22 protein-coding genes and 1 pseudogene are annotated in these 25281 nt (G+C 59.9%); 16 read left to right on the plus strand and 7 right to left on the minus strand.

Annotated features, from left to right (window positions below; all coding sequences use genetic code 11):
- Nucleotides 1-171 precede the first annotated feature (171 nt).
- The 5 genes from BWI95_RS11210 (at nucleotide 172) to BWI95_RS11230 (ending at nucleotide 5932) form a co-directional block, all read left to right on the plus strand.
- On the plus strand, nucleotides 172-1134 hold the full coding sequence (locus BWI95_RS11210; RefSeq protein ID WP_023478290.1) for a thiamine pyrophosphate-dependent dehydrogenase E1 component subunit alpha: 963 nt from the start codon (nucleotides 172-174) through the stop codon (nucleotides 1132-1134).
- A gap of 10 nt (nucleotides 1135-1144) precedes the next feature.
- A complete protein-coding gene (locus BWI95_RS11215; protein WP_042717108.1) occupies nucleotides 1145-2164 on the plus strand; it encodes an alpha-ketoacid dehydrogenase subunit beta in 1020 nt (339 codons plus the stop codon).
- A 2-nt stretch (nucleotides 2165-2166) separates the two neighbouring features.
- The gene (locus BWI95_RS11220; RefSeq protein WP_076769483.1) at nucleotides 2167-3693 is read left to right on the plus strand and encodes a 2-oxo acid dehydrogenase subunit E2; all 1527 of its coding nucleotides are present in this window, start codon (nucleotides 2167-2169) and stop codon (nucleotides 3691-3693) included.
- Entirely contained in the window at nucleotides 3686-5083 is a 1398-nt protein-coding gene (gene lpdA, locus BWI95_RS11225; protein ID WP_076769484.1) for a dihydrolipoyl dehydrogenase, read from the plus strand. The genes BWI95_RS11220 and lpdA overlap by 8 nt, the downstream gene beginning before the upstream one ends.
- A 69-nt stretch (nucleotides 5084-5152) precedes the next feature.
- The gene (locus BWI95_RS11230) at nucleotides 5153-5932 is read left to right on the plus strand and encodes an acetoin reductase (RefSeq protein WP_042717102.1); all 780 of its coding nucleotides are present in this window, start codon (nucleotides 5153-5155) and stop codon (nucleotides 5930-5932) included.
- A 51-nt stretch (nucleotides 5933-5983) separates the two neighbouring features.
- Here the strand turns inward: BWI95_RS11230 and treR are convergent, their stop codons facing one another.
- Nucleotides 5984-6931 (minus strand): trehalose operon repressor TreR, encoded by a 948-nt coding sequence (gene treR / locus BWI95_RS11235; protein ID WP_054804464.1) that lies wholly within the window; start codon nucleotides 6929-6931, stop codon nucleotides 5984-5986.
- Between the two features lie 244 nt (nucleotides 6932-7175).
- Here treR and treB point away from each other — a divergent pair, with 244 nt between their 5' ends.
- Nucleotides 7176-8597 (plus strand): PTS trehalose transporter subunit IIBC, encoded by a 1422-nt coding sequence (gene treB / locus BWI95_RS11240; RefSeq protein WP_076769485.1) that lies wholly within the window; start codon nucleotides 7176-7178, stop codon nucleotides 8595-8597.
- Between the two features lie 16 nt (nucleotides 8598-8613).
- A pseudogene (treC, locus tag BWI95_RS11245) lies at nucleotides 8614-10277 on the plus strand (alpha,alpha-phosphotrehalase).
- Between the two features lie 10 nt (nucleotides 10278-10287).
- On the opposite strand, the gene BWI95_RS11250 reads toward treC, so the two are convergent.
- A complete protein-coding gene (locus tag BWI95_RS11250; RefSeq protein ID WP_076769486.1) occupies nucleotides 10288-10707 on the minus strand; it encodes a GFA family protein in 420 nt (139 codons plus the stop codon).
- A gap of 112 nt (nucleotides 10708-10819) precedes the next feature.
- Here BWI95_RS11250 and BWI95_RS11255 point away from each other — a divergent pair, with 112 nt between their 5' ends.
- A complete protein-coding gene (locus tag BWI95_RS11255; protein ID WP_054804462.1) occupies nucleotides 10820-11413 on the plus strand; it encodes a hypothetical protein in 594 nt (197 codons plus the stop codon).
- A gap of 3 nt (nucleotides 11414-11416) precedes the next feature.
- Here the strand turns inward: BWI95_RS11255 and yczR are convergent, their stop codons facing one another.
- Nucleotides 11417-12838 carry a MocR-like transcription factor YczR gene (gene yczR, locus BWI95_RS11260; protein ID WP_076769487.1) on the minus strand — a complete coding sequence of 474 codons (1422 nt, stop codon included), beginning with the start codon at nucleotides 12836-12838 and terminating at the stop codon, nucleotides 11417-11419.
- Between the two features lie 84 nt (nucleotides 12839-12922).
- Between yczR and yczE the strand changes: the two genes are divergently transcribed.
- From yczE to BWI95_RS11300, 7 genes are all read left to right on the plus strand, one after another.
- Nucleotides 12923-13534, plus strand: coding sequence for a membrane protein YczE (yczE, locus tag BWI95_RS23100; RefSeq protein ID WP_083699384.1), 612 nt, complete (start codon nucleotides 12923-12925; stop codon nucleotides 13532-13534).
- 87 nt (nucleotides 13535-13621) lie between these two features.
- Nucleotides 13622-14167 (plus strand): GNAT family N-acetyltransferase, encoded by a 546-nt coding sequence (locus tag BWI95_RS11275; protein ID WP_054804689.1) that lies wholly within the window; start codon nucleotides 13622-13624, stop codon nucleotides 14165-14167.
- A 236-nt stretch (nucleotides 14168-14403) separates the two neighbouring features.
- Entirely contained in the window at nucleotides 14404-14655 is a 252-nt protein-coding gene (locus BWI95_RS11280) for a hypothetical protein (protein ID WP_023478273.1), read from the plus strand.
- Entirely contained in the window at nucleotides 14652-14870 is a 219-nt protein-coding gene (locus BWI95_RS11285; RefSeq protein ID WP_023478265.1) for a hypothetical protein, read from the plus strand. The genes BWI95_RS11280 and BWI95_RS11285 overlap by 4 nt, the downstream gene beginning before the upstream one ends.
- 214 nt (nucleotides 14871-15084) lie before the next feature.
- Complete coding sequence (locus tag BWI95_RS11290) at nucleotides 15085-16164, plus strand: LacI family DNA-binding transcriptional regulator (RefSeq protein WP_076769490.1); 1080 nt, start codon at nucleotides 15085-15087, stop codon at nucleotides 16162-16164.
- Nucleotides 16165-16267: 103 nt separating this feature from the next.
- Entirely contained in the window at nucleotides 16268-19339 is a 3072-nt protein-coding gene (locus BWI95_RS11295; protein ID WP_076769491.1) for a beta-galactosidase, read from the plus strand.
- Nucleotides 19340-19444: 105 nt separating this feature from the next.
- Nucleotides 19445-20161, plus strand: coding sequence for a GntR family transcriptional regulator (locus BWI95_RS11300; protein ID WP_042712883.1), 717 nt, complete (start codon nucleotides 19445-19447; stop codon nucleotides 20159-20161).
- 1 nt (nucleotide 20162) lies between these two features.
- On the opposite strand, the gene BWI95_RS11305 is transcribed toward BWI95_RS11300, so the two are convergent.
- Nucleotides 20163-21362 (minus strand): enolase C-terminal domain-like protein, encoded by a 1200-nt coding sequence (locus BWI95_RS11305; protein WP_054804484.1) that lies wholly within the window; start codon nucleotides 21360-21362, stop codon nucleotides 20163-20165.
- A 277-nt stretch (nucleotides 21363-21639) separates the two neighbouring features.
- On the opposite strand from BWI95_RS11305, the gene BWI95_RS11310 reads away from it, so the two are divergent.
- Entirely contained in the window at nucleotides 21640-23010 is a 1371-nt protein-coding gene (locus tag BWI95_RS11310; protein ID WP_076769492.1) for a PTS transporter subunit EIIC, read from the plus strand.
- 1 nt (nucleotide 23011) lies between these two features.
- Here the strand turns inward: BWI95_RS11310 and BWI95_RS11315 are convergent, their stop codons facing one another.
- The 3 genes from BWI95_RS11315 to BWI95_RS11325 are packed head-to-tail and all read right to left on the minus strand — an operon-like array spanning nucleotide 23012 to nucleotide 25262.
- The gene (locus tag BWI95_RS11315) at nucleotides 23012-23671 is read right to left on the minus strand and encodes a methionine ABC transporter permease (protein WP_167552480.1); all 660 of its coding nucleotides are present in this window, start codon (nucleotides 23669-23671) and stop codon (nucleotides 23012-23014) included.
- A complete protein-coding gene (locus BWI95_RS11320; protein ID WP_054804486.1) occupies nucleotides 23668-24459 on the minus strand; it encodes a methionine ABC transporter ATP-binding protein in 792 nt (263 codons plus the stop codon). The genes BWI95_RS11315 and BWI95_RS11320 overlap by 4 nt, the downstream gene beginning before the upstream one ends.
- Nucleotides 24456-25262 (minus strand): MetQ/NlpA family ABC transporter substrate-binding protein, encoded by an 807-nt coding sequence (locus BWI95_RS11325; protein WP_076769493.1) that lies wholly within the window; start codon nucleotides 25260-25262, stop codon nucleotides 24456-24458. Before BWI95_RS11325 ends, BWI95_RS11320 begins: the two co-directional genes overlap by 4 nt.
- Between the last annotated feature and the right edge of the window lie 19 nt (nucleotides 25263-25281).

Genomic DNA, 25281 nt, shown 5'->3' on the forward strand with positions numbered 1-25281 from the left:
TGTAACCTGCCAGAACTTGACCCTTATCGCATTTATCTCTTTTAGTCCCGCTCTCCCCCCCAATTGGGGGGTTATCCCCCCTTAAGACCCGCTTATAGAGTAACCCCACTTCCGCAACCCCTGCCGGTCGCCGTGCTGGCGCTCGCGGGTATACAACCTGAGGACGGAGCTATGGAGCTGAACACACAACAGCTGTTAAAGGCTTATCGCAAAATGCGTGAAATACGTGAATTCGAGGAGCGCCTGCACACTGAAAACACCAGCGGTGACATTCCCGGATTCATCCACCTGTATACCGGCGAGGAGGCTATCGCCGTCGGTGTCTGCGAGAACTTACAGCAGACGGATTACATCGGCTCCACCCACCGCGGGCACGGCCACTGCATCGCCAAAGGGTGCGATATCCACGCGATGATGGCGGAGATTTTCGGCAAAGATGCCGGTCTGTGCCGTGGCAAGGGCGGCTCGATGCACATTGCCGATCTCTCGAAAGGGATGCTCGGCGCGAACGCCATTGTCGGCGGCGCGCCGCCGCTGGTGATTGGCGCGGCGCTGACCGCGAAAACCCGTAATAACGGCGGCGTTGCCGTCTCATTTACCGGTGACGGCGGCTCCAACCAGGGGCTGGTGTTTGAAGCCATCAACATGGCGGTGGTGCTGCAACTGCCCGCCATCTTCGTCTTTGAAAACAACGGTTACGGTGAAGCGACCGGGCATAACTACGCCGTTGGCGGCCGCGATATCGCCGGGCGCGCCGCCGGGTTTGGCCTGCCTGCCGTCACTGTAGATGGCACCGATTTCTTTGCCGTTTACGAAGCGACGGCTGAAGCCGTGAAGCGCGCCCGTGAAGGCGGCGGGCCGAGCGTGATTGAGGCGAAAGCGTTCCGCTGGCATGGCCACTTTGAGGGCGATCCGGGGCTTTACCGTGGGGAAGGGGAGATTGAGCGCCTGCGCGCCGATCACGATCCGCTGAAAATCTTCACCAGCAAAACGGCAGAAAAGCTCACGCGCGAGGCGCTGGAGGCGATTGACGCCGAAGTGAAAGCCCAGGTCGACGATGCGGTGATCAAAGCCCGCGCCGCCGGCTACCCGGTGGCGGAAAGCCTGCTGACCGACGTTTACGTCTCTTACTGAGGAGCCCGTCATGACAATCAAAACTTACCGCGAAGCGATCCGCGACGCGCTGGCGCAAGAGATGGCGCGCGACGAAAGCGTGGTGCTGATCGGTGAAGATCTGCGCGGCGGCCACGGCGGCAACGCGCCGGAAGAGGCGAAAGTGGAGGCCTTCGGCGGCGTGCTCGGCGTTACTAAAGGGCTGTGGACCCAGTTTGGCTCGCAACGGGTGATCGATACGCCAATCACTGAATCAGCGATTATCGGCATGGCTGCTGGCGCGGCGGTCACCGGCTTACGCCCGGTGGCGGAGCTGATGTTTATGGATTTCTTCGGCGTCAGCCACGATGCGCTCTACAACCAGGCGGCGAAATTCCGCTATATGTTCGGCGGCAAGGCGAAAGCGCCGCTGGTGGTGCGCGGCATGATCGGAGCCGGTTTTTCGGCTGCCGCCCAGCATTCCCAGTCACCCTACAACATTTTCGCCACCACGCCGGGGCTGAAAGTGGTAGTGCCCTCATCGCCCTATGACGCCAAAGGGCTGCTGATCCAGTCGATTCGCGACGACGATCCGGTGGTCTTCTGCGAACACAAGATGCTCTACGACATGAAAGGCGAGGTGCCGGACGAGAGCTATACCGTGCCGTTGGGCCAGGCCAATTACACCCGCGAAGGGGAGGATGTCACCATTATTGCCCTCTCGGCGATGGTGCATAAAGCCAACCAGGTGGCGGACAAACTGCTGAAAGAGGGTATCTCCGTTGAGGTGGTCGATCCGCGCACCGTGTCGCCGCTGGATGAGGAGGGCATTCTCGAATCCGTTGCTTCTACTGGGCGGGTGGTGATTGTCGATGAGTCCGCCGCGCGCTTCGGCTTCGCCCATGATGTGGCGGCGCTGATCGCCTCGCAGGCGTTCCACTTCCTGAAAGCGCCGATCGTGTTAATTACCCCGCCGCACACCCCGGTTCCCTTCTCGCCCGCGCTGGAAAAACTCTGGATCCCTGATGTGGATCGCATTGAGGCCGCCGTTCGACAACTGATGGAGGCGTAACCATGAGCACAATCCGCACGCTGGAGATCCCCAAATGGGGGCTCTCGATGGAAGAGGGGACGCTGGCTCAGTGGCTGATTAAAGAGGGTAGCGCCTTCAGCCAGGGGCAGGATATTTGTGAAATTGAAACCAGCAAGATAACCAACGTGCTGGAAGCGCCGTGGGACGGCGTACTGCGCCGGGTGCTGGCTCAGCCGGGCGATACGCTGCCGGTTGGCGCGGTGCTGGCACTGGTGGCCGATGAAGCTGTGAGCGAGAGCGAACTCGACGCTTTTGCCGCCAGCCTCAACAGCGGTGCGCCGCAACCAGCGGCAGAAACCGCGCCGTCGACACCCGCACCAGCAGCGACAACCTCATCTGAACCTTCAGCCCCTGCACCGGCAAAACCCGCCGCGCAGGATGCGATCCCGGCGGCGCTGCGTGGTGAAACTGATGAGACGCAGGTGAATGCCACATCGCATGCCCTGCGTCTGGCGAAAAAGCAGGGTATCGACCTGAGTAAGGTGAGCGGCTCTGGTCGCGACGGGCGTATCTCCGTCGCCGATCTGCAGGCAGCCATTACCGCAGGCGGCAGCAGCGCCGAGTTGCAGCCGCGCGCGGCGGTAAAAGCAAAGCCGCGCCACACCACCCAGGATGATAGCCAGATCCCGGCAACACCTATCGCGCGCCGTCTGGCAAGCCAGCTGGGGATCAACCTGCACGACTGCCGCCGCTCAGGATCGGCCGGGCGCGTCAGCCGCGCCGATGTGGAAGCGTTAGCCGCGCTGCGCGGCAGCGGTGAGAAGAGCGTTGCACGAACAGCAGAAGCGGTTGAGGAGCGCGCGACCTACGACAGCCAGCCGCTCTCGGCGATGCGGCGCACTATCGCCAGCCGTTTGCAGGAGTCCAAACGCAACGCGCCCCACTTTCGCCTCGTCAGCGAGGTCGATCTGACGCGTATTCAGGCGCTGCGCCGGGAAGTGAACAGCGCGCTGCCGTCGCTCAAAGTGACGCTCAACGATCTGCTGGTGAAAGCCTGCGCCCAGGCGCTGATGAGCGTGCCGGAGATGAACGTGCAGTATGACGAGGCATCGCAGACCATTCGCCGTTTTCACACCGCCGATATTGCCATCGCCGTGGCGCTGCCCGGTGGGCTCTATACGCCGATTCTGCGCGAAGCGAACCGCAAAACAGTCGGTGCCATCTCCCGGCAACTGCATGAGCTGGTGACGCGCACCAAAGCGGGTACGCTGAAAGCGGAGGATTTTCAGGGCGGCACCTTCTGCATTTCCAATCTCGGCATGTTCGGCATCCGCCAGTTCGACGCCATTATCAACCCGCCCCAGTGCGCGATTCTGGCGGTGGGGGCGGCGGAATCCCGCGCGGTGGTGCATGAAGGGCAGATCGTGGCGCGCGAGCGGCTGACGCTCTCGCTGTCGTGCGATCACCGGGTGATTGATGGCGCGGTCGGCGCGACCTTTATGCAGCATCTGCAACGCGCTATCGAAACGCCTTCTTTGATGCTGGTTGAGGAGGCGCGCGGTGAATAACAGCTTTGATGTGCTGATAATCGGCGGCGGGCCGGGCGGCTACGTCGCCGCCATCCGCGCCGGGCAGTTAGGCTTGCGCACCGCGCTGGTGGAGAAGACACACCTTGGCGGCATCTGCCTTAACTGGGGCTGCATCCCGACCAAAGCGATGCTGCACGGCGCTGAGGTCGGGCATGCCATGCGCCATGCCGATCAACTGGGGTTTAGCGTCGGCGAGATCGCTTTTGAGATCCGCCGTCTGGTGGAGTACAGCCGCTCGGTGTCGCAGCGGCTGACCGACGGCGTCGCCTTCCTGCTGAAAAAGCACAACGTCACGGTGATCAACGGCGAAGGCCGCCTGCTGGAGAAGGGGCGGGTGGCGGTGCGCAGTATCGACGGCGGCGAGCAGGAGTACCGCGCGGATCACATCATTCTGGCGACCGGTGCGCGTCCGCGCGCGCTAGCGGGTATTGAACCGGATAAAAGCCATATCTGGACCTACTTCGAGGCGCTCAACCCCGCCGCGCTGCCGCGCTCGCTGCTGGTGATCGGCTCCGGTGCCATCGGCGCGGAGTTCGCCAGTCTCTATAACGATCTCGGCTGTGACGTGACGCTGGTGGAGCTGGCGGATCAGATCCTGCCGCTGGAGGATCGCGATGTCTCGGCACAGGTGCAGCAGCAGTTTACGAAGCGCGGAATGCAGATCTTCACCGGGGCGCAGATCCGCTCGGCGAAGGTCAATGGCGATCGCGTCAGTTGCCTGCTGAAAACTGCCGACGGCGAGCAGACGCTGGAGGTCGATCGCGTGCTCTGCGCCGCCGGTATTCAGCCCAATATCGAAAACCTTGGTCTTGAGGCGCTCGGCGTTGAGATGGCGCGCGGCTTTATTCATGTCGACGATCGCGGTCGCACCAACGTCTTCGGCCTCTACGCCATCGGTGATGTCGCGGGCGCACCGTGCCTTGCGCACAAAGCGAGCTATGAGGGTGTGCGCTGCGTCGAGGCACTCGCCGGGCTACCCGTCGCGGCACCCGTCAGCCCTGATTTTATCCCCCGCTGTACCTACACCCGGCCGCAGGTGGCCAGCCTCGGTTTAACCGAAGCACGCGCGCGTGCCAGCGGGCGGGAAATCCGCGTCGGCGTTTTCCCCTATCAGGCCAACGGCAAAGCGCTGGCGCTTGGCGAACCGCAGGGCTTTGTCAAAACCCTGTTTGATGCGCAGAGCGGCGAGTTGCTCGGCGCGCATATGGTGGGCAGCGATGTGACGGAGCAGATTCAGGGATTTGGCATTGCCCATACGCTGGAGGCGACGGAAGAGAGCCTGCACGAGGTGATCTTTGCCCATCCAACCCTTTCTGAAGCGATGCATGAAGCGATCCTCGCTGCCGACGGGCGCGCGCTGCACCAATGAATAGGTAGTGAAGTTTGCCGCGACAGTCTGTTGCGGCGCAGTTGTAACTCAAACCATAAGAGAGAAAGCATGACAATTGATAATAAAGTGGCGCTGGTAACCGGCGCAGGCCAGGGAATTGGACGTGGGATTGCGCTTCGCCTTGCGAAAGAGGGGGCGTCGCTGATGCTGGTGGATATGAACGCCGCCAACCTTGAAGCCGTGGCGAAAGAGGTGCAGGCGCTGGGTCGTAAAGTGGCGACTTTTGTCGCTGATATTTCGCAGCGCGACCAGGTCTATGCGGCGATCGATCACGCGGAAGAGGCGCTGGGCGGCTTTGACATTATCGTCAATAACGCCGGTATCGCGCAGGTGCAGCCGCTTGCCGATGTCACCCCGGAAGAGGTGGATCGCATTATGCGCATCAACGTGCAGGGGACATTGTGGGGCATCCAGGCGGCGGCGAAGAAATTTATCGACCGTCAGCAGAAGGGGAAGATCATCAACGCCTGCTCGATTGCCGGACATGATGGCTTCGCGCTGCTGGGCGTCTACTCGGCGACCAAATTCGCCGTTCGCGCCTTAACCCAGACGGCGGCAAAAGAGTATGCCAGCCGCGGCATCACCGTTAACGCTTACTGCCCGGGCATTGTCGGCACCGGCATGTGGGAGGAGATTGACCGCCGTTTCTCCGATATCACCGGCGCGCCGCTGGGTGAAACCTACAAGAAATATGTTGAGGGTATTGCGCTGGGTCGTGCGGAGACGCCGGAAGATGTGGCCGGGCTGGTGGCCTATCTCGCCGGGCCGGATTCCGACTACGTAACCGGTCAGGCGATCCTGATTGATGGCGGGCTGGTCTACCGTTAAGGCCAGGCGAGTGACGCTTTCGTCTGACGAAGGCGTCATTTCCGTTGGGCGTTACTGGAAGGTGCAGGGGATAACAATATGCTCTTGCGTACGCGTTCCGTGCAGCATCTCCAGCAGCAGCTGCGAGGCTTTCAGCCCCGCCTGCTGATAGCCCATTTTGACGCTCAGCACATCGGGCTGTAGGAAGGTCATCAGCGGCGTGCTGCCAATGCTGCCGACTTTAATCTTCCACCCCTGCTGCTGAATGTATTTAATCGCGCCCATGGCGATGGTGTCAGAGGCGCAAATCAGCGCGCCGCTCTCGGCTGTGAGTAGCCCTTTCGCCAGGTCGTAACCGCTCTGATAGCTCAGATCGCCGAGCGCCGCGTGCGGCGTCATGCCAAACGCTGCACATCGCTCAAGGTAGGTTTGGTAACGGATATTCCCGGTAGTGGGATCGTTAGTGGTGACACCGATATAGGAGACGCTGCGGTGGCCCGCGTCGCGCATCTTCTCCATCAGCACATTGACTGCGCCGACGTTATCGTAGACCACCGACGCCACCTCCGGCAGGGCGCTGGAGATGAGCACCAGCTTATCTTTCCACCCTTTTACCAGGCTCTTATCGACGCCGGAAAAGCCGAACAGAATCACCCCTTCGACATTGCGCTGCGCCAGCACGTTAAGGTGCGCGGCAAGCAGGGTGGGATCGAGGAGGCTCTCCATTAAAATCGCATCGTACTCATGCTGGTATATCTGTGGAAGGATGGCGCGAATGGCCTGATTTTCCGAAGCGGAATCAAGACGTGTGACGATCACGCCGATGATCTTTTCCCGCTGCGAGCGCAGCGCCTGGGCGGCTTTCGATGGCGTGTAACCCTGCTCTTTGATAATCGCTTCAACGCGTTCACGGGTCGCTTTCTTCACTTTATCGCTGTTGTTAATTACCAGCGAGACCGTGGACTTTCCGACGCCGCACAGTTTGGCGATGTCGTTTAACGTTAGCTTTTTATCACTCATTCCCGCACGGGCCTCCTGAAGATCGGACCCGGCGATACTAGCATTAATGAATCCCCTAAGGCACCTCTCTGTGCCGCTGCGCTTCACCGTTTATTTTGTGATCGCCTGCTAAAATTGGAACGTTCCAACTAGGCGGAAGTATAGGTTGCCGCTATGGTCTCTATCGCTCGGTTCAGAGTAAGAGTTTTTACGAAAAGCTGTAATAACAACAGCTCACTCATCAAAACCTGCTGGAAGAGAAAAGATGGCGATAAAAAGTAACCCCCAGGATATTGATAAACTTATTGAATTGGTCGGCGGCAAAGAGAACGTCGCTACCGTCAGTCACTGTATTACCCGTTTACGTTTTGTGCTTAACGATCCGAAAAAAGCCAAACCCGCCGAGATTGAAAAACTGCCGATGGTGAAGGGCTGCTTTACCAACGCCGGGCAGTTTCAGGTGGTGATTGGCACCGATGTCGGCGACTGGTATCAACTGCTGTTGCAACATACGCAGGTGAGCGGCACCGACAAAGAGAGCGCCAAGCGCGTGGCGCGGCAAAATATGAAGTGGCATGAGAGCCTCATCTCGCACTTTGCGGAGATCTTCTTTCCGCTGCTGCCGGCGCTGATCAGCGGCGGTCTGATCCTCGGTTTCCGCAACCTGATTGGCGATTTGCCACTGTTCAACGACGCGCCGCTCACCGAAGCGTCGCCGGTGTGGAAAAGCATCTACGACTTCTTATGGCTGATTGGCGAGGCGATCTTCTTCTACATTCCGGTGGGTATCTGCTGGTCGGTGGTGAAGAAGATGGGCGGCACGCCGATCCTCGGCATCGTGCTGGGGATTACGCTGGTCTCTCCGCAGCTGATGAACGCCTATCTGCTCGGGCAGCAGACGCCGGAAGTGTGGAACTTTGGCTGGTTCTCCATCGATAAAGTGGGCTACCAGTCGCAGGTTATTCCGTCGATTCTGGCTGGCCTGACGCTGGCGTGGATTGAGCTGAAGCTTAAACGCATCGTGCCGGATTACCTGACGCTGGTGGTGGTGCCGGTGCTCTCGCTGCTGATTGCGGTGTTCCTCGCGCATACCATCATCGGGCCGTTCGGCCGTGTGGTCGGTAACGGCATCGCCTGGGGCGTCAGCCACCTGATGACCGGGCCGTTTGCGCCGATTGGCTCCGCGCTGTTTGGCTTCCTCTATGCGCCGCTGGTGATCACCGGTGTGCACCAGACTACGCTGGCGGTCGACCTGCAGCTGATTCAGAACCTTGGCGGCACGCCGGTCTGGCCGATTATCGCCCTCTCCAACATTGCACAGGGTTCCGCAGTGGTTGGCATTATCCTGGTGAGCAAGAAGGTTAATGAACGGGAGATCTCAGTGCCTGCCGCCATCTCGGCTTATCTCGGCGTGACGGAACCGGCGATGTACGGCATCAATATGAAGTATCGCTTCCCGATGCTCTGCGGCATGGTCGGCGGTGCCTGCGCCGGGCTGATTTGCGGGCTAACCGGCGTGATGGCGAACGGTATTGGCGTCGGCGGCTTACCGGCGATCCTCTCGGTGAAAACCCAGTACTGGTCGATTTATGGTCTGGCGATGCTGGTGGCGATTGTGATCCCGCTCGTGCTGACCACGGTTATCTATAAACGCAAGCAGGCAGCGGGCAAGCTGCTGGTGGTGTGAAAAAGGGATCGACGCAATGAGCAAACGTAATGTTCCGTGGTGGCAAAACGGCGTGATTTACCAGATCTACCCGCGCAGTTTTCAGGACAGTACCGGCAATGGCCTCGGCGATCTTCAGGGCATTGTGCGTCGCCTTGATTACCTCCAGTGGCTCGGCGTAAGCGCCATCTGGCTGACGCCGGTTTACCTCTCGCCGCAGGTGGATAACGGCTATGACGTGGCGGATTACTACGCCATCGATCCGCTGTTTGGCACCATGGCGGATTTTGAGGCGCTGGTCGACGCCGCCCATCAGCGCGGCATCAAGGTGGTGATGGATATGGTGTTTAACCATACCTCCACGGAGCATGCGTGGTTCAAAGCCGCCGCCAGCGACCGTAACAGCCCGTGGCGCAACTTCTATATCTGGCGCGACGGCAAAGAGGGGCGGCTGCCCAATAACTGGCACTCCAAGTTTGGCGGCAGCGCCTGGTGCTGGCATGAGGAGACGCAGCAGTACTATCTGCACTCCTTCTCTGCCCAGCAGGCGGATCTCAACTGGGAGAACCCGGAAGTGCGCAACGCCCTGAAAGCGGTCTGCCACTTCTGGGCGGATAAGGGTGTGGACGGGCTGCGGCTCGATGTCATCAACCTGGTCTCCAAGCACCCCGATTTGCCGGATGACGATGAGGGTGATGGCCGCCGTTTCTACACCGATGGCCCGGCGATTCACGACTTTCTCGAAGAGATGAGCCGGGATGTCTTTCAGCCGCGCGGGTTGATGACGGTGGGCGAAATGTCATCCACCCGGCTTGAGCACTGCCAGCGCTATGCGCGGCTGGATGGCAAAGAGCTGTCGATGACCTTTAACTTCCACCACCTGAAAATCGACTATCCGCAGGGTGAGAAGTGGCGGCTTGCGCCGCCGGATCGGGTGGCACTAAAGCGCATCTTCGCCGAATGGCAGCGCGGGATGCACAACCTGGCGTGGAACGCGCTCTTCTGGTGTAACCACGATCAGCCGCGCATCGTTTCCCGGCTGGGGGATGATGGGGCGCTGCGCACCGTCTCGGCGAAAATGCTGGCGATGGTGCTGCACGGTATGCAGGGGACGCCCTATATCTACCAGGGTGAAGAGATTGGCATGACCAATCCGCACTTCAGCCGCATCGATCAATACCGCGATGTCGAAAGCCTGAATATGTTCAAAATCCTGCGCCTGCATCAGGATGAAAAGGATGTGCTGGCGGTGCTGGCGCACAAATCCCGCGATAACGGCAGAACGCCGGTGCAGTGGGATGACAGCGAGAACGCCGGTTTTACCGACGGCGAAAGCTGGATTGACGTGGCGGATAACTACCGGCAGATCAACGTGGTCAGTGAGATGGCGGATAGCGATTCGGTGCTGCACACCTACCGGGAACTGATCGCGCTGCGCAAAAAACTGCCGGTGCTCACCTTTGGCGACTATCAGGATCTCGACCCCGATTCGCCCGCATGCTGGTGCTACCAGCGGGACGATGAGGCGCAAACCCTGCGGGTGATTGCCAACCTCAGCGGCGAGTCGCTGGCGCTGAATGAGGCGTGTCTGCCCGTGAGGCGGGCTGGCGTCTGCTCTATGGCAACTACGCGGATGGCGCGCAACTGCTTACCACCGGCACGCTCAGACCTTATGAGTGCGGCTGGTGGCTGCGGGAGTAGGTAAGCCGCTTCACTTCCCGGCGGGGGTGTAGCGCAGATACCCGGCAACGCCGCTGTTATCGCCCCCGTCTGACGGGTGATTCACCCCTTCGGAGACCGGGATTTCGGCGAAATCGAACGGCGATACGCCTTCAATGCAGGCCGCGTTAACGCCATATTGATCGGGGTTAGAGCGGCGCTGATGGAAGGTGTATATGCCGCACACCGAGCAGAAGAAGTGGACGGCGAACCCTGTGTTAAAGCGGTACTCCGTAAGCTTCTCTCTGCCCTGAAGAATATCAATGCCTGACAGCGGCGCGGTGACCGCCACCGCGCCGCGCATCCGGCAGTAGGAACAGTTGCAGCGCCGCGCGTTGTTAAAGCCGTCGAGCAGCGTCACGTTAAACACCACCGCACCGCAGTGGCACTGCGCCCGTTTTTTCTCACTCATCTCACTTCTCCAGCCTGGAACGATACTCTCAACCATAGCCTTTTTTGGTGATACCGGGAGGGGCGCGCAAGCGTGTAGAATCGCTGCACTTATCGCCCTGAGGCTCAGTACTATGCGTAAATCATTAATTTTACTAACACTCCTTGTTTCCACATCCGGTATGGCTGCCACGCTGCACTCCGGCATCTATGAAGCGCTGCAGCTTGCGGTCTCGCCGCAGGGCAAGATCAGCGGTTACTACAGCGAAACCCTCGGTGTCGGCGTGACGCGCACCTGCGCCTTTTCGCTGGCGGGGGAGGTGTCGGCAAAGGGCGATGCAACGATCACCTCCTGGTCAACTGCCGTGCTGCCGGGGCACCTTGCGGCAACAGCCGACGGCGTGACGCTCACCGTGCCCGGCGGGCAGTCCCATGACGGCTGCGTCAATGCCATGCTGCCGCTGATCAATGATGGTCTGGGATTGAGTAAAACCCGCGATACCGACTGGCAGTCGATGGCGCAGGTGCGCGCCGAGCGGCTCTACTTCTATCGCCAGCCTGAAGAGAAGACGAGGCGAAAAGCGTTTGTCGTGCAGGATGATGTGGTCGGCGTGCTGCAAGCTCAGGGCGAGTGGACGCAGGTCGAGTATGTGAGTGACGAGGGTAAAAGCACCACTGGTTGGGTGAAAAGCGAGGCGCTCGCCCCGCTGACGCCGCCCGCTTCCTGATGCTTACACTACGCTGCGCTTAAACGACGGGGCCGCCGGATTGAGCGCGTGCCACAGCGGTTTTATGCGCAGCAGCGCATCCTCAAGCACCGTTGACTCCAGCGCGAAGGGGATGCGCAGATTGCGCTCGAACGCGCCGTCGAGGCCGAAACGCGTGCCGGCACCGAGATGAATGCCCTCGGTTTCCGCGCGCGCGGCAAAAGCCGTCGCCAGCCGGTCGGGCAGCTCGACCCAGTAAGACAACCCGCCCTCCGGCGGCTGAAAATGCCACGCGGGGAAGAGATCCGCCATGAGTTCGCCGCAGCGGTCGCGGCGCGCTTGCAGCATCGCCCTGCGCGCTGGCAGAAAGTCGTTTTCATTCGCCATCAGCCACTGCGTTGCCAGCTGTTCCAGCAGCGGTGTTCCCAGCTCCAGCGAGTCGCGCGTCTGCGCCAGGTGGGCGATAGTGCGCGCCGAGGCGCGAACCCACCCCAGCCGTAAACCGCCCCAGAAGGTTTTCCCCGCCGAACCGAGTGTAATAACCGTATCGCTTTTATCAAACGCGGCAAGCGGCGGCGGGGGCGCGTTTTCGTACCAGAGATCAACCATCGTCTCATCCACCACCAGCGTAGTACGCGTGCGGGCGGCAATGGCGGCGATCGCTTCCCGCGTCGCGCTGTCCATGCAGCGCCCGGTCGGATTGTGATAATCGGGCATCAGGTAGGCAAGGCGTGGCGCGGTCTGCGCCAGCGTGGCGGCAAAACCGTCGGTGTCCCAGCCGCGCTGTGGCAGCGAGACGCCAACCGGCCTGCACGACGCCCCCTGAATCGCCGCAATCGCCAGCGGGTAGGTAGGGTGATCGACCACCACGCGATCGCCAGGCCCGGTCAGCATTCGCAACACCAGCGCCAGCCCGCTCAACGCGCCATTCACCACCATCACTTCATCGACATGGGTCGGTAAACCGCGCGCGGTATAGCGTGCGGCAATCGCTTCGCGCAGCGCCAGCACGCCGAGCTGACCATACCCGGTACGCGTAAGATAGGGAGCGATTGCCGTTAAGGCGTGGCTATAGGCCTGGTGAATTTCCGGCCCGGCGCTGAGCGCGGCGGTGGAGAGATCGAGCGCCGCGCCAGCAGTGCTGCGCGTCGGTATGGCGCGGTTATCGGGCAGGATCACCCGCGAGCCGCTGCCGTGACGGCTCTCCAGATAGCCCTCCTCGCGCAGGTGCGCCAGCGCGCTGGCAATCGTCGTGCGGCTCACCGAGAGCGTGGTCGCCAGCTCCCGCTCGCCGGGCAGACGGGTATCCAGCGCCAGCCTGCCGTCGAGGATCAACAAGCGCAGCGCATCGGCAAGCTGACGCCAGAGCGGTGTGCGGGAAGACGATTGTTGCCAGTGGCCTAATAGGCGCAGCAACGACTGGCTACCAAAACGACGGGATGACATAAGCAGTCCACTATCTGAAAACTGGACATTAATCATAAGTCCATTTACGGGGAAGATGGAAGCCTGTCCAAACGGAGAAGATCTATGCTGCGTCGATTACTGCAACTCTATTTCGGGTTATCCCTTTACGGCCTCTCTACCGCCATGTTTGTGCGCGCCGATCTCGGTGCCGACCCGTGGAATGTCTTTCACCTTGGCGTGGCGAAACTGCTGGCGCTGGATATCGGCACGGTGATGATCGCCACCGGCGCGCTGGTGCTGCTGCTGTGGATCCCGCTGCGCCAGCGCCCTGGGCTTGGCACCATCAGTAATGTGGTGGTGTTAGGCCTGGCAGCCGATGCCGCGCTTTCCGTCATCCCGACGCTGAGTGACATACTGCCGCGCAGCGGGCTGCTGGCGGGCGCCATCGTGGTTAATGCGATTGCCACGGCGATGTATATCGGTGCCGGGTTTGGCTCCGGCCCGCGTGATGGGCTGATGACCGGGGTACATGCGCGCACCGGCTGGTCGGTGCGCAGCATCCGTACCGTGATTGAGCTGTCGGTGCTGCTGATTGGCTGGCTGCTGGGCGGCACGCTAGGCGTCGGCACGGTGCTCTATGCGCTGACCATCGGCCCGCTGATCCAGCTCTGCCTGCCGTGGTTTCGCTTCGCACCGCGTCCTGTTCCCGTCGCAGAAGTAAAACCTGCCGCTTAGCCATTTTTGTCAGGTTTACAGGCAGATGAAGTTAAGGGATGCTGAGTTATCACAGGCCGACGCTTTCGGCCTGAAGGGAGAGAGCCTATGACCACACCCATTCTGGAGACCGAAAGATTACGCCTGCTACCGCTGGTATCTGCCGATGCTGAGCAGATCCAGCGCGTTTTTCCGCGCTGGGAGATCGTGCGTTACCTGATTGCCAGCGTGCCGTGGCCCTACCCGGAAGGTGCCGCGCAGCACTATGTTGATAACGTCGCGCTGGCGGCGAGCCGCGCCGGTGAAGGCTGGTTCTGGACGCTGCGTCGTAAAGAGGATGAGCGCGAGTTAATGGGCGTTATCTGCCTGATGAGCACGCCGGATAACAACCGTGGTTTCTGGCTGGCGCCGGAGTGGCAGGGGAAAGGCTATATGCGCGAAGCGTGCCACGCAGTGACCGATTACTGGTTCAATGGCCTGAAGCGCGAGGTGCTGCGCGCGCCAAAAGCGGTGGCTAACGAGCGGTCGAGAAAGATTTCGCACAGCAGCGGTATGCGGCTGGTTCGCCGCCAGCCAGGCCACTATGTGGCGGGCGAGTTAGAGACCGAGTTGTGGGAGATCACCCGCGATGACTGGAACCGCCTGTACGGCTGATGCCCGCGCCGACAGCCCACCCGGGCTGTCAATTATTTATCTCTTCTAAGTAATTTCTCACCCATATATTAAAATTGTCATAATAATGAAATATTAATTTAATATTTATGTCATCTTTCTCGTGCAAATTATTTATGGGGTATTTCGGCTTGTTATATTTCTGAAATATATTTGTGGATCGGCTACCTAAGTTCGTGTATTAATTAGCGTGTTTATTCACACCAGAAGGGATAATCATGACCAGCGCTGTATTAAACGTAAGAATTGATGAAGCGTTAAAAGAGAAACTTCGCCATTATGCTGAAGTCAACAATGAGAATTTAGGCTCGGCAACGCAAAAGCTTCTGCTGCTGGCGTTTGAGGCGGTGGAAGAGGAGAGCGTATCAGAGGAAGAGGTCGACAGCCAGCACACGGAAGAAGAGAGCGCAACGCCACTTACAACCAAAGAAATCAAAGCACTACGCAAACTTCTGAAGAAGAGAAAATGAACCAACAACTGCTTTCCATCGCCCACAGTTACCGTGAAGCGTGCGAGCTGCTGCGCTCAGGGTTCGTCAAACAAGTTCGTCTGGACTGGAATATTGGCACAGATGAGTTCTTTCGCATTGCATCGGACTGGTGTGACGCTGGTGCGAAAATAAAAAAAGAAGGGAACAGCTTTATTATTTCACTGAAAGGATTCCCTATTCCCCGCCAGCAGTAACACACTTGTCATGAAACCATCATTTTAATTGCAAATAAAAGTGTGATGATGGTTAAAATAATAACAGCAACCATCTCAATAAAGCATTAAGGATGATGTTTACGGCGAGCCGTTTGTGGCTCGTCGTTATTTCTTTTTGCTTCCCGTAACCGCGCGCAGGCAACGGGCGATGAAGCGGGTATACTGCCTAAAATTCGCAGTGGCCCGGAAGCTTATGAAAACCATCACTCTCTATGATGTCGCCCGCCATGCCGGCGTCTCTTACCAGACCGTCTCCCGCGTAATCAACGATGCGGCCCATGTCTCTGCGCGCACCCGTGAAAAGGTGCAGGCGGCGATGGCGGCGCTGCACTATGTGCCCAACCGCGGCGCGCAGCAGCTGGCGGGCAAACGCAGCAAAACCCTTGGCTTAGTGACCACCGATCTGGCGCTGCATGCACCGTCGCAAATTGCCTCGGCGGTCAAGAGCCGCGCCGGGCAGGCGGGAGCCAGCGTGATGATTTCGATGGTTGAACAGCACGATGAGCAGAGCTGCGCGGCGGCGCTGCAGGAATTGCTGGCGCAGAGGGTGGAGGGGGTGCTGATTAACGTCCCGCTCGACGATGCGCTGGCGCAGCAGCTGGCGGCGCAGGCCGCACCGGTGCCGGTGCTGTTTCTCGATGTCAGCGACACGGCGACGGTCAACAGCCTGGTGTTTGATGCCGCTCAGGGCGCGCGCCTTGGGGTTGAGCACCTGCGGGCGTTGGGGCACCAGCGCATTGCGCTGCTCGGCGGGCCGGAGAGCTCGGTTTCGGCACGCGCACGCTTTAGCGGCTGGCTGGCGGCGCTGGAGGAAGCAAAGCTGTCTCCCTTCGCCTGCACGCACGGTGACTGGAGCGCGGCCTCCGGGTTTGAAAAAGCGCAGCGCTTACTCGCCGGGCCGCAGCTGCCGCAGGCGGTGCTGGTGGCAAACGATCAGATGGCGCTTGGCGTACTGCGCGCCTGCGCGGCAAAAGGCATTGCCGTCCCGGAGCAGATCTCGGTGGTTGGTTATGACGATACCGACGACAGTGCCTGGTTTTCGCCACCGCTCACCACCGTGCGCCAGGCGTTCAAAGAGGCGGGCACGCGTAGCGTTGACTGGCTACTGGATAACCAGGCGCAGGGCGACGGCTTTTGCCAGATACGCCTGCCGGTCACTCTGGTCGGGCGCTACTCCAGCGCACCGCTGTCGCAGCAAAAAGAGAGCGGTGAAGCGCTGGCCCGGCGTCTGCAACAGCTGGCGGAGCAGGTGGCTTTACTCAATCGCCGCTAAGCTTTTGTGATCCTCTTCGCTTTCAGCCGCTCTGCGCCTTTACCTGCGGCCCGGTTTGCGCCATTGTGCTAAAAATTGTGAGCGCTTCGCAAAAGAGGTTGTTATGCCATCTACCCTTGCTTCATTACTCTCCCGTCGCGACTGGGAAAACCCGGTTGTCACCCAGTGGCATCGCCTGGCGGCACATGCCCCAATGCGCAGTTGGCGCGATGAAACCGCCGCGCGGGATGAAGCGGAATCACCCTCGCATCGCTCGTTGAACGGCCTGTGGCAATTTAGTTTTTTCGCCTCGCCGGAAGCGGTGCCTGAGCAGTGGCTGGCGCACGATTGCGCCGATGCTGTGGCAATGCCGGTGCCCTCCAACTGGCAGATGCAGGGCTTCGATACGCCGATCTATACCAATGTGACCTATCCGATCCCCGTTAACCCGCCGTTTGTTCCGCAGCAGAACCCAACCGGTTGTTACTCGCTCACATTTGAGGTGGGCGCTGAGGCGATCGCCGAGGGGCAGACGCGGATTGTGTTCGACGGCGTTAACTCTGCTTTCCATCTCTGGTGCAACGGGCAGTGGGTCGGTTATTCGCAGGATAGCCGCCTGCCAGCGGAGTTCGATCTCAGCGCGGTGCTACGCGCAGGCGAAAACCGCCTGGCGGTGATGGTGCTGCGCTGGTGCGACGGCAGCTATCTCGAAGATCAGGATATGTGGCGTATGAGCGGCATCTTCCGCGACGTCTCGCTGCAACATAAACCGGCGCTGCACATTGCTGATTACCACTACACCACCGTGCTCAACGCGGAGTTTACCCGCGCAAGCGTGCAGGTGGCGGTGGAACTGGCAGGCGAGTTTGCCGGATCGCGCGTGACGGCGGTGCTGTGGCGCAATGGTGAAAAAATCGCCTCTGGCGAACAGACGCCCGGCAGCGCGGTGATCGATGAGCGCGGCAGCTGGGCGGAGCGTCTGAGCCTTACGCTGCCGGTTGAGTCGCCGCTGCTGTGGAGCGCGGAGACGCCGAACCTCTATCGCCTGACGCTGACGCTTTGCGATGAAGAGGGTAACTGCGTGGAAGTTGAAGCCTGCGATGTCGGCTTCCGTCACGTGGAGATCCATCAGGGCTTATTGAAACTTAACGGCCAGCCGCTGCTGATCCGCGGCGTTAACCGCCACGAGCACCACCCGGAGCACGGCCAGGCGGTCGATGAAGCGACCATGCGGCGCGATATCGAGCTGATGAAACAGCATAACTTCAACACCGTGCGCTGCTCCCACTATCCTAACCACCCGCTCTGGTATCGCCTCTGCGATCGCTACGGTCTCTATGTGGTAGATGAGGCCAACATTGAAACGCATGGCATGGTGCCGATGAGCCGCCTGGCGGACGATCCGCGCTGGCTGCCAGCGATGAGCGAGCGCGTGACGCGCATGGTGCAGCGCGACCGCAACCATCCGTCGATCATCATCTGGTCGCTGGGCAATGAGTCCGGGCATGGCGCGAATCACGATGCGCTTTACCGCTGGCTGAAGAGCACCGATCCAACGCGCCCGGTACAGTACGAAGGGGGCGGGGCGAACACCGCAGCGACGGATATCATCTGCCCGATGTATGCCCGCGTCGACCAGGATCAACCTTTTCCGCAGGTACCGAAGTGGTCGATCAAAAAGTGGATCGGCCTGCCGGAGGAGACCCGGCCGCTGATCCTCTGTGAATATGCCCATGCGATGGGCAACAGCTTTGGCGGTTTCGCCAAATACTGGCAGGCGTTTCGCGCCGCGCCGCGTTTGCAGGGCGGCTTTGTCTGGGACTGGGTTGACCAGGCACTGACAAAAATTGGCGAAGACGGGCAGCCCTTCTGGGCCTACGGCGGTGATTTTGGCGATACGCCGAATGACCGGCAGTTCTGCATGAACGGGCTGGTTTTCCCGGATCGCACCCCGCACCCGGCGCTGTTCGAAGCGCAGCGCGCGCAGCAGTTTTTCCAGTTTTCTCTGCTCAGCGCTTCACCGCTGACCATGGAAGTGACCAGCGAATACCTGTTCCGCACCAGCGATAACGAAGTGCTGCGCTGGCGTGTCGAGCGCGACGGTGAGGTGCTGGCGCAGGGCGAAACCGCGCTGGTCATTGCGCCGCAGGGCAAGGTGCAGATTGCGCTGGATTTGCCGGAGCTGACCGCTGCGCCGGGCGAAGTGTGGCTTAACGTTGAGGTTTATCAGCGCGAGGCGACGGCCTGGTCTGCGGCCTGGCATCGCTGCGCCTGGGATCAGTGGCGCTTACCTGCACCACTCTATTTTGCGGCGCCTGCTGAACAGGGCGAGCGACCGACGCTCGAGGTCAGTAATGAAACTTACACCGTTACCCAGGGCAACCAGCGCTGGGCCTTCTGCCGCCAACGCGGAGATCTGGTGCAGTGGTGGCGCGACGGGCAGGAGACGCTGCTGACACCGGTGACCGACTGTTTTACCCGCGCGCCGCTCGATAACGATATCGGCATCAGTGAAGTGACGCGCATCGATCCCAATGCCTGGGTGGAGCGCTGGAAAGCGGCGGGAATGTACGATCTTCACGCCGAGATGTTGAGCTTTGAGGTGCAGGAGAGCGCACAACAGGTGACGCTGCGCACGATTCACCGCTGGATCGGTGCCGGGAAAAGCGCCTTTATCAGCGAGAAAACGTGGCGGATTGATAGGACCGGCGGGTTACAGGCCGATATTGAGGTGGTGGTGGCAAATGATATTCCGCCGCCGGCGCGCATCGGGCTGGTGTGCCAGCTTGCGGAGCGTCCGGCAGAGGTGAGCTGGCTCGGTCTTGGCCCCCATGAAAACTACCCGGACCGTAAACTCTCGGCCAGCCAAGGGCGCTGGACGCAGCCGCTGGCGGCGCTGCATACGCCTTATATTTTCCCCGGCGAAAATGGCCTGCGCTGCGACACCCGGCTGTTGCAGTGTGGCGCGCATCAGCTGGAGGGGCAGTTCCACTTCTCCCTCGGCTGCTACAGCGACACCCAACTGCGGGAGACGACGCACCACCATCTGCTGCGCGAAGAAGCGGGCTGCTGGCTGCATCTCGACGCCTTCCATATGGGCGTCGGCGGGGATGACTCCTGGAGCCCGAGCGTCTCGCCGGAGTTTATTTTGCAGCAGGAGCGGGTGCGTTACCGCTTGCGCTGGCAGCAGGCGTAGACGCCGGTTCCGCGCCGGGCATGTTGTTCCCGCACGACATCGGGTATCTTTACCGGTCTGTGGCTATAACATGCGCCGGTGGCGGTTCGCGTTGGGAAGGGGTGGATGAAGAAAAAAGAGTTCGTCACGCAGGATCTGCTCAGCAAAATTTACCAGAACAGTGCGCCAGGCCCGCGCAAACTCCCCCCGGAGCGGCAGCTGGCGCAGGAGTATGGCGTGTCGCGCTTCACCATCCGCCAGGCGCTGGAGAAGCTTGCCAGCATTGGTGTGGTCCGCATTGTGCAGGGATCCGGCATCTGGATTAATGAGCAGGCGCGCAACAACCCGCTGGTCTACAACTCAATCACCGAGAAGCGTTTCGATCAGATCCGCTTTCGCATGGTAAGCCTGCATAAGAAGCGGCCGAACCGCGATGAGCAGCAGATCTTTGGCCTGAGCGATGAGAGCTTTATCTGGCAGTTTTGCCGCCTGCGCTTTGTCGATGAGCAGGCGGTGCAGATTGAGATTTCCCGTATGCCGGTGGAGGGGTTTGCCGATCTCAATCAGCAGGTGATTGAGCGCTCACTGCAGCAGTATGTATTAAGCAAGGGGTATCAAATTTCCCATCTGCTCACCACCTACCGCGCGGTGAACGTCAGCCGCGAGCAGGCCGCGCTGCTCGGCTGTAAAAAGGGCAGCCCGGCGATGCACATCAGCAACCGCGGCATTCTTGAGGGCGGCCAGGTCTACGAGATCAGCGACATTATCGATATCAACTACAGCTGTACCTATGTCATCCCGCATAACCGCGAAAACCTGACCTTCCGCCAGGGCGGCGGCTGAATTACGGCGTGTGCATGGTGCCGTCGGTGAGGCGGCTCTGCGTCCACTCATGGGGGCGGTAAGTGACGGGCCAGGCGCGCGCCTCCTCTTCATTAAACCCAACGCCGATGCCCGGTTTTTCCGGCGCATAGACAAAGCCTGCTTTCACCTGCGGCGCGCCGGGGAAAACCGCATCCGTGGTGGCGGAGCGCGGGATATACTCCTGAATCGCGGCGTTATGCAGATGGATATTGAGATGGGTATTGACCGCTACCGCGATGGGCGTCATATCGCCCGGGCCGTGCCAGGCCAGGCGCACGCCGAAGGCCTGACAGAGCACCGCCAGCTTCAGCGCCGGGGTGATGCCGCCAAGCTGCGAGATATGGCAGCGGATAAAGTCGATGCGGCGGTTCACAATCAGATCGTGCCACTCCGCCGGGTTGTTAAACAGCTCACCCATCGCCAGCGGCGCGCTGCTGTGCTGGCGCACCTGATCGAGCCAGCCGCTCTGCGCGGGCGGCAGAATATCTTCAATAAAGTAGGGCTGCCAGGATTCCAGCTGCTTCGCCAGTTGCACCGCCTGCTGTGGGAAGAGGCGCTCATGCACGTCATGCAGAATATGCAGGCTGTCGCCATACTTCTCGCGCAGCGCTTTAAACATGGAGACGGTGTTGCGCATATACTCCTGCTGGTCAAAATAGGCGCCCGGCGTCGGGTTGTCCGGCGTTTGCAGCTGCGAAGGCGTACCGCCGTAAAAACCGAGCTGACAGCGCACATGGCGATACCCCTGCGCCACAAGCTTATCGACCGAGACGAAGAGTTCGTCGAGGGTTTCACCGCTGGCGTGGCTGTAGGCGGCGATGGCATCGCGGGACTTCCCACCCAACAGCTGATAGAGCGGCATTCCGGCGAGCTGGCCTTTGATATCCCACAGTGCCATATCAACACCGGAGATGGCGTTGTTAAGGATCGGGCCGTTACGCCAGTAGGCGTTGACGCTCATCATCTGCCACAGATCTTCAATGTTATTGGCATCGCGACCAATCAGCAGCGGCTTCAGGTACTCATCCACCACCGTTTTGACCGCCAGCGGGCGCTGCTGAAAGGTCGCACAGCCGTGGCCGATGACACCTTTATCGGTTGTTACCCGCACGACGACCAGGTTATGCCTGTCGGGACGGGTAATAAAACAGTCGATATTCTGGATAAGCGTTGGCGTCACGGGAACTCCTTTACAGCGAAATATAAGCGGGGAATGGCCACTATCTTCACCCTAATTTCGCCGCGAGGTAAATGCTTTTTTCGAATAAATATTTTGGTCAGCTTTCCCCTCTTAATGTAATTAAAAACCAGACCAATTTGCGCTTTGTTGCGTTAATGAATGCTTGATAGCAGCAAAGTGTGACGGATTTCATATTTTATTGGTTTGTTTTGCTTCCGGCATTTCTCTACCCTTGGTAGCAACGACGAAAACAACAACGCATCCGGCAGGAGTTTTTATGGGCACGCAAGAAGCCATCACCAATATTATTCGCCTGGTGGGCGGGCGGGATAATATTCATAACGTCTGGCACTGTATGACGCGCCTGCGCTTCTCGCTGGTGGATGACAATAAAGTGGAGCAGGCGGAGATTAAAAAAGTGCCCGGCGTGCTGGGCGCGCAGTTGCAAAGCGACCAGTTCCAGATCGTGATTGGCCCGCAGGTCAACAGCTGGTACGAGCAACTTCTCGCCGCCCTCGGCAACGCGCCGGCAGCACCGGCTGCGAAAGAGAAGGGGCGCAAAAGTCTGGTGTCGCTGTTTATGGATACGGTCTCCGGCGTCTTTGGGCCGATTGTGCCCGCCATTGCCGGGGCGGGGATGATCAAAGGGCTGTTGGCCGGGCTGATTGCCCTCAACGTCATCTCGGCGAAAAGCGATACGGTGATCGTCATCGATCTGATTGCCAGCGGCGTCTTCTACTTCCTGCCCTTTTTCCTCGCGGTCTCGGCGGCAAAAATATTCAAGACCAATGAATATTTGGCGGCAGCGGTCGCAGCCTGCCTGATGTACCCCTCGCTTATCGAGGCGGCGAAAGCGCTGGCGGCGCATCAGGAGGGGGCAGTCAGCGCCTTCTGGCTGCTTAACGCCATCCCGGTTTCCGTCTTTAACTACTCGGCAAGCGTGATCCCGGTGATCTTCTCGGTGCTGGCGCTCAGCTATATCCATCGCTGGGTGGACAGCATTATGCCGGAGGTGCTGAAGACCGTCTTTACGCCAACATTGACGCTGTTCCTCGGTGCGCTGGCAGCGCTGGTGGTGATTGGCCCCATCGGCATCTGGCTCGGCAAAGGGCTGGCGCTGTTTATTGAAGGGCTGTTCAGTATTTCGGCAAGTTTCGCCGGGCTGGTGGTGGGGGCGATTCGCCCGGTGGCGATCCTCACCGGCATGCACCACGCCATGACGCCGATTGCGTTGCAAAACTTCAGCGATCGCGGGTATGACATGCTGATGCCGATGATGTTTATGGCCAATATGGCAATTGCCGGTTCAACCTTTGCCATCTGGCGCTTGAGTAAAGATCGCCAGGAGAAGAGCGTCAGCTTGTCGGCGGCCATTTCAGCGCTGCTCGGCATTACCGAACCGGCCTTGTTTGGTGTCTTAACGCGCTACAAAAAAGCCTTTATTGCCGCCACCGTTGCCAGCTCGCTGGCCTCGGCGTTTATCGCCTTCTTCGGCGTGCGGCTCTACGGCTATATTTTGTCGAGCATCTTCAGCCTGCCAGCCTACATTGGCCCCTACTTTATCTTTGCGCTCTCCGGCGTGGCGATTGCGCTGGTGCTCTCCTTTGCGCTCACCACGCTGCTGCTGGCGAAAGAGGCGAAACAGTAGCTTAACGTCGGTGCGCCAGGCGGCGCACCAGCCTCTCTCCTGCCATCTGCACGCCCTGCACCAGCACCACCAGAATCACCACCGTCCCGACCATCACCTGGTCGTTAAAGCGTTGATAACCATAACGGATAGCAAGATCGCCCAACCCGCCGCCGCCAATAACTCCTGCCATCGATGAGAAACCAATCAGCATCACCACCGTCAGCGTAATGCTCGCCAGCAGCGAGGGGAGCGCTTCGGACAGCAGCGCTTTGCCAATCACATGCCACAGATTGCCGCCCATCGAGAGGATCGCTTCGATACGGCCATACTCCACCTCATCAAGGGCGTTTTCCGTTAAGCGCGCAAAGAAGGGAAAGGCACCAATGGTGATTGGCACAATCGCCGCCGTGCTGCCTAGCGTGGTGCCAATCAACAGGCGGGTGAAGGGGATCAGCGCAATCAGCAGCACAATAAAGGGCAGCGAGCGGCCGACATTGACGATGCTGCCGAGTACGGCATTCAGCGTCGGCATCGGTGCCAGGCCATTGCGGCGGGAGATAAATAACAGCACGCCAAGCGGCAGGCCAATCAGCACCGTAAAGAGCGCCGCCAGCCCGACCATATAGAGCGTCTCTAGCGTGCCGTTCACTAGCAGCGGCCAGAGTTCGTCCCAACTCATGCCACCACGCATAATGGCCTCCCGTTAAAACCGTGGCGGGCAAGAAACGCCTGCTCGCTTTGCGGATCGTGTAACAGCGACTGGCGCAGTTTCGACCGTGGTGTCATCAGCAGATCGGCGATTTTGCCATCCTCAACCAGCTCGCCATCCTCCAGCAGCGCCGCGTGATCGCAGAGGGTTTTCACCACCTCCAGCTCATGGGTGATCAGCACAATCGTCAGATTGAGCTTCTGGTTGATATCCGCCAGCAGCGACAGCACCGAGGCGGTGGTTTGCGGATCGAGGGCGCTGGTCGCTTCATCGCACAGCAGCACCTGCGGCCGGGTAGCCAGCGCGCGGGCGATGCCGACGCGCTGTTTCTGCCCGCCGGAAAGCTGCGAGGGGTAAGCGTGCGCTTTATCGCTCAACCCCACCAGCCACAGCAGTTCCTCAATGCGTGACTGGCGCTGCGTTTTCGGCACGCCGGCAATCTCCAGCGGCACGGCGATGTTTTGCGCCACCGTGCGGGCATGAAGAAGGTTGAAGTGCTGGAAAATCATGCCGGTACGCAGGCGGTGCGCGCGCAGCCCGGCGTTATCAAGCCGGGTGATGTCGCAGCCGTCGACGATAATGCGGCCCGCCGTGGGCCGCTCCAGCAGATTAAGGCAGCGGATCAGCGTGCTTTTTCCCGCACCGCTGCGCCCAAGGATGCCGTAGATCGCCCCCTTCGGTACGTGCAGCGAGAGATCCTTTAATGCCGGTCGGCCTGTTCCGGCATAGATTTTACTCAGCCCTTCGATGGCAATCATGACTGCGGCGCGACCGGGATCACCGAACCGTGATAACGCTTGCGAATAAACTCGGCCACCTGCGGTGAGGTGAGATCTTTCGCCAGCGCGTTGATGCGCGGATCGTTGGCAAGCTGTGGCGTGGTGACCAGAATATTGGCGTAGGGGTTATGATCCGCACTCTCCAGCCCCAGCGCATCTTTTGCCGGCGTTAGCCCCGCTTCCAGCGCATAGTTGCCGTTGATCACTGCCAAATCGACATCATCCAGCGAGCGCGGGATCTGCGGTGATTCGATCTCAAGGATCTTCAGGTGCTTCGGGTTTTCAGCGATGTTTTTCGGCGTCGCCTGGGTGGTGGCCGGATCGGTAAATTTAGCGTCGAGTTTTATCAACCCCTGGCTTTGCAGCAGAAACAGCGCACGGCTGAGGTTGGTGGGGTTATTGGGCACGGCAACGGTGGCGTTATCCGGCAGCGAGGTAAAGTTTTTGTATTTGCGCGAGTAGATGCCCAGCGGCTCAATATGCACCGTTGCCGCCACGGCAAACGGCTTGCCAAGTACCTTCTCCTGATCTTTCAGGTAGGGCAGGTGCTGGAAGTAGTTGGCGTCGACGTCGCCATTTGCCAGCAGTTCGTTGGCATTCGCGCCGTTGCTCAGCTCCACCACTTGCAGATCGAGTTTCGGATCGAGGGTTTTGATGTAGTTAAGGATCTCGGCGTGCGGTACCGGGTCGGCGGCGACACGTAAGGGCGTGGCCTGGGCGGCGAAGCCCGCCAGCGAGAGAGACAGCGCGGCACCTGCCAGCGTCAATGCGACATATTTCATGGTCTTTTCCTTGTAGTTA

Source organism: Kosakonia cowanii JCM 10956 = DSM 18146 (assembly GCF_001975225.1).
GTDB classification, from domain to species: domain Bacteria; phylum Pseudomonadota; class Gammaproteobacteria; order Enterobacterales; family Enterobacteriaceae; genus Kosakonia; species Kosakonia cowanii.

Bases quoted from the DNA above. Each gene is read 5' to 3' on its own strand.
- BWI95_RS11210 (WP_023478290.1), top strand. From the start codon at position 172: ATGGAGCTGAACACACAACAGCTGTTAAAGGCTTATCGCAAAATGCGT.
- BWI95_RS11215 (WP_042717108.1), top strand. From the start codon at position 1,145: ATGACAATCAAAACTTACCGCGAAGCGATCCGCGACGCGCTGGCGCAA.
- BWI95_RS11220 (WP_076769483.1), top strand. From the start codon at position 2,167: ATGAGCACAATCCGCACGCTGGAGATCCCCAAATGGGGGCTCTCGATG.
- BWI95_RS11230 (WP_042717102.1), top strand. From the start codon at position 5,153: ATGACAATTGATAATAAAGTGGCGCTGGTAACCGGCGCAGGCCAGGGA.
- treR (WP_054804464.1), bottom strand. From the start codon at position 6,931: ATGAGTGATAAAAAGCTAACGTTAAACGACATCGCCAAACTGTGCGGC.
- treB (WP_076769485.1), top strand. From the start codon at position 7,176: ATGGCGATAAAAAGTAACCCCCAGGATATTGATAAACTTATTGAATTG.
- BWI95_RS11250 (WP_076769486.1), bottom strand. From the start codon at position 10,707: ATGAGTGAGAAAAAACGGGCGCAGTGCCACTGCGGTGCGGTGGTGTTT.
- BWI95_RS11255 (WP_054804462.1), top strand. From the start codon at position 10,820: ATGCGTAAATCATTAATTTTACTAACACTCCTTGTTTCCACATCCGGT.
- yczR (WP_076769487.1), bottom strand. From the start codon at position 12,838: ATGTCATCCCGTCGTTTTGGTAGCCAGTCGTTGCTGCGCCTATTAGGC.
- yczE (WP_083699384.1), top strand. From the start codon at position 12,923: ATGCTGCGTCGATTACTGCAACTCTATTTCGGGTTATCCCTTTACGGC.
- BWI95_RS11275 (WP_054804689.1), top strand. From the start codon at position 13,622: ATGACCACACCCATTCTGGAGACCGAAAGATTACGCCTGCTACCGCTG.
- BWI95_RS11280 (WP_023478273.1), top strand. From the start codon at position 14,404: ATGACCAGCGCTGTATTAAACGTAAGAATTGATGAAGCGTTAAAAGAG.
- BWI95_RS11285 (WP_023478265.1), top strand. From the start codon at position 14,652: ATGAACCAACAACTGCTTTCCATCGCCCACAGTTACCGTGAAGCGTGC.
- BWI95_RS11290 (WP_076769490.1), top strand. From the start codon at position 15,085: ATGAAAACCATCACTCTCTATGATGTCGCCCGCCATGCCGGCGTCTCT.
- BWI95_RS11295 (WP_076769491.1), top strand. From the start codon at position 16,268: ATGCCATCTACCCTTGCTTCATTACTCTCCCGTCGCGACTGGGAAAAC.
- BWI95_RS11300 (WP_042712883.1), top strand. From the start codon at position 19,445: ATGAAGAAAAAAGAGTTCGTCACGCAGGATCTGCTCAGCAAAATTTAC.
- BWI95_RS11310 (WP_076769492.1), top strand. From the start codon at position 21,640: ATGGGCACGCAAGAAGCCATCACCAATATTATTCGCCTGGTGGGCGGG.
- BWI95_RS11315 (WP_167552480.1), bottom strand. From the start codon at position 23,671: ATGAGTTGGGACGAACTCTGGCCGCTGCTAGTGAACGGCACGCTAGAG.
- BWI95_RS11320 (WP_054804486.1), bottom strand. From the start codon at position 24,459: ATGATTGCCATCGAAGGGCTGAGTAAAATCTATGCCGGAACAGGCCGA.
- BWI95_RS11325 (WP_076769493.1), bottom strand. From the start codon at position 25,262: ATGAAATATGTCGCATTGACGCTGGCAGGTGCCGCGCTGTCTCTCTCG.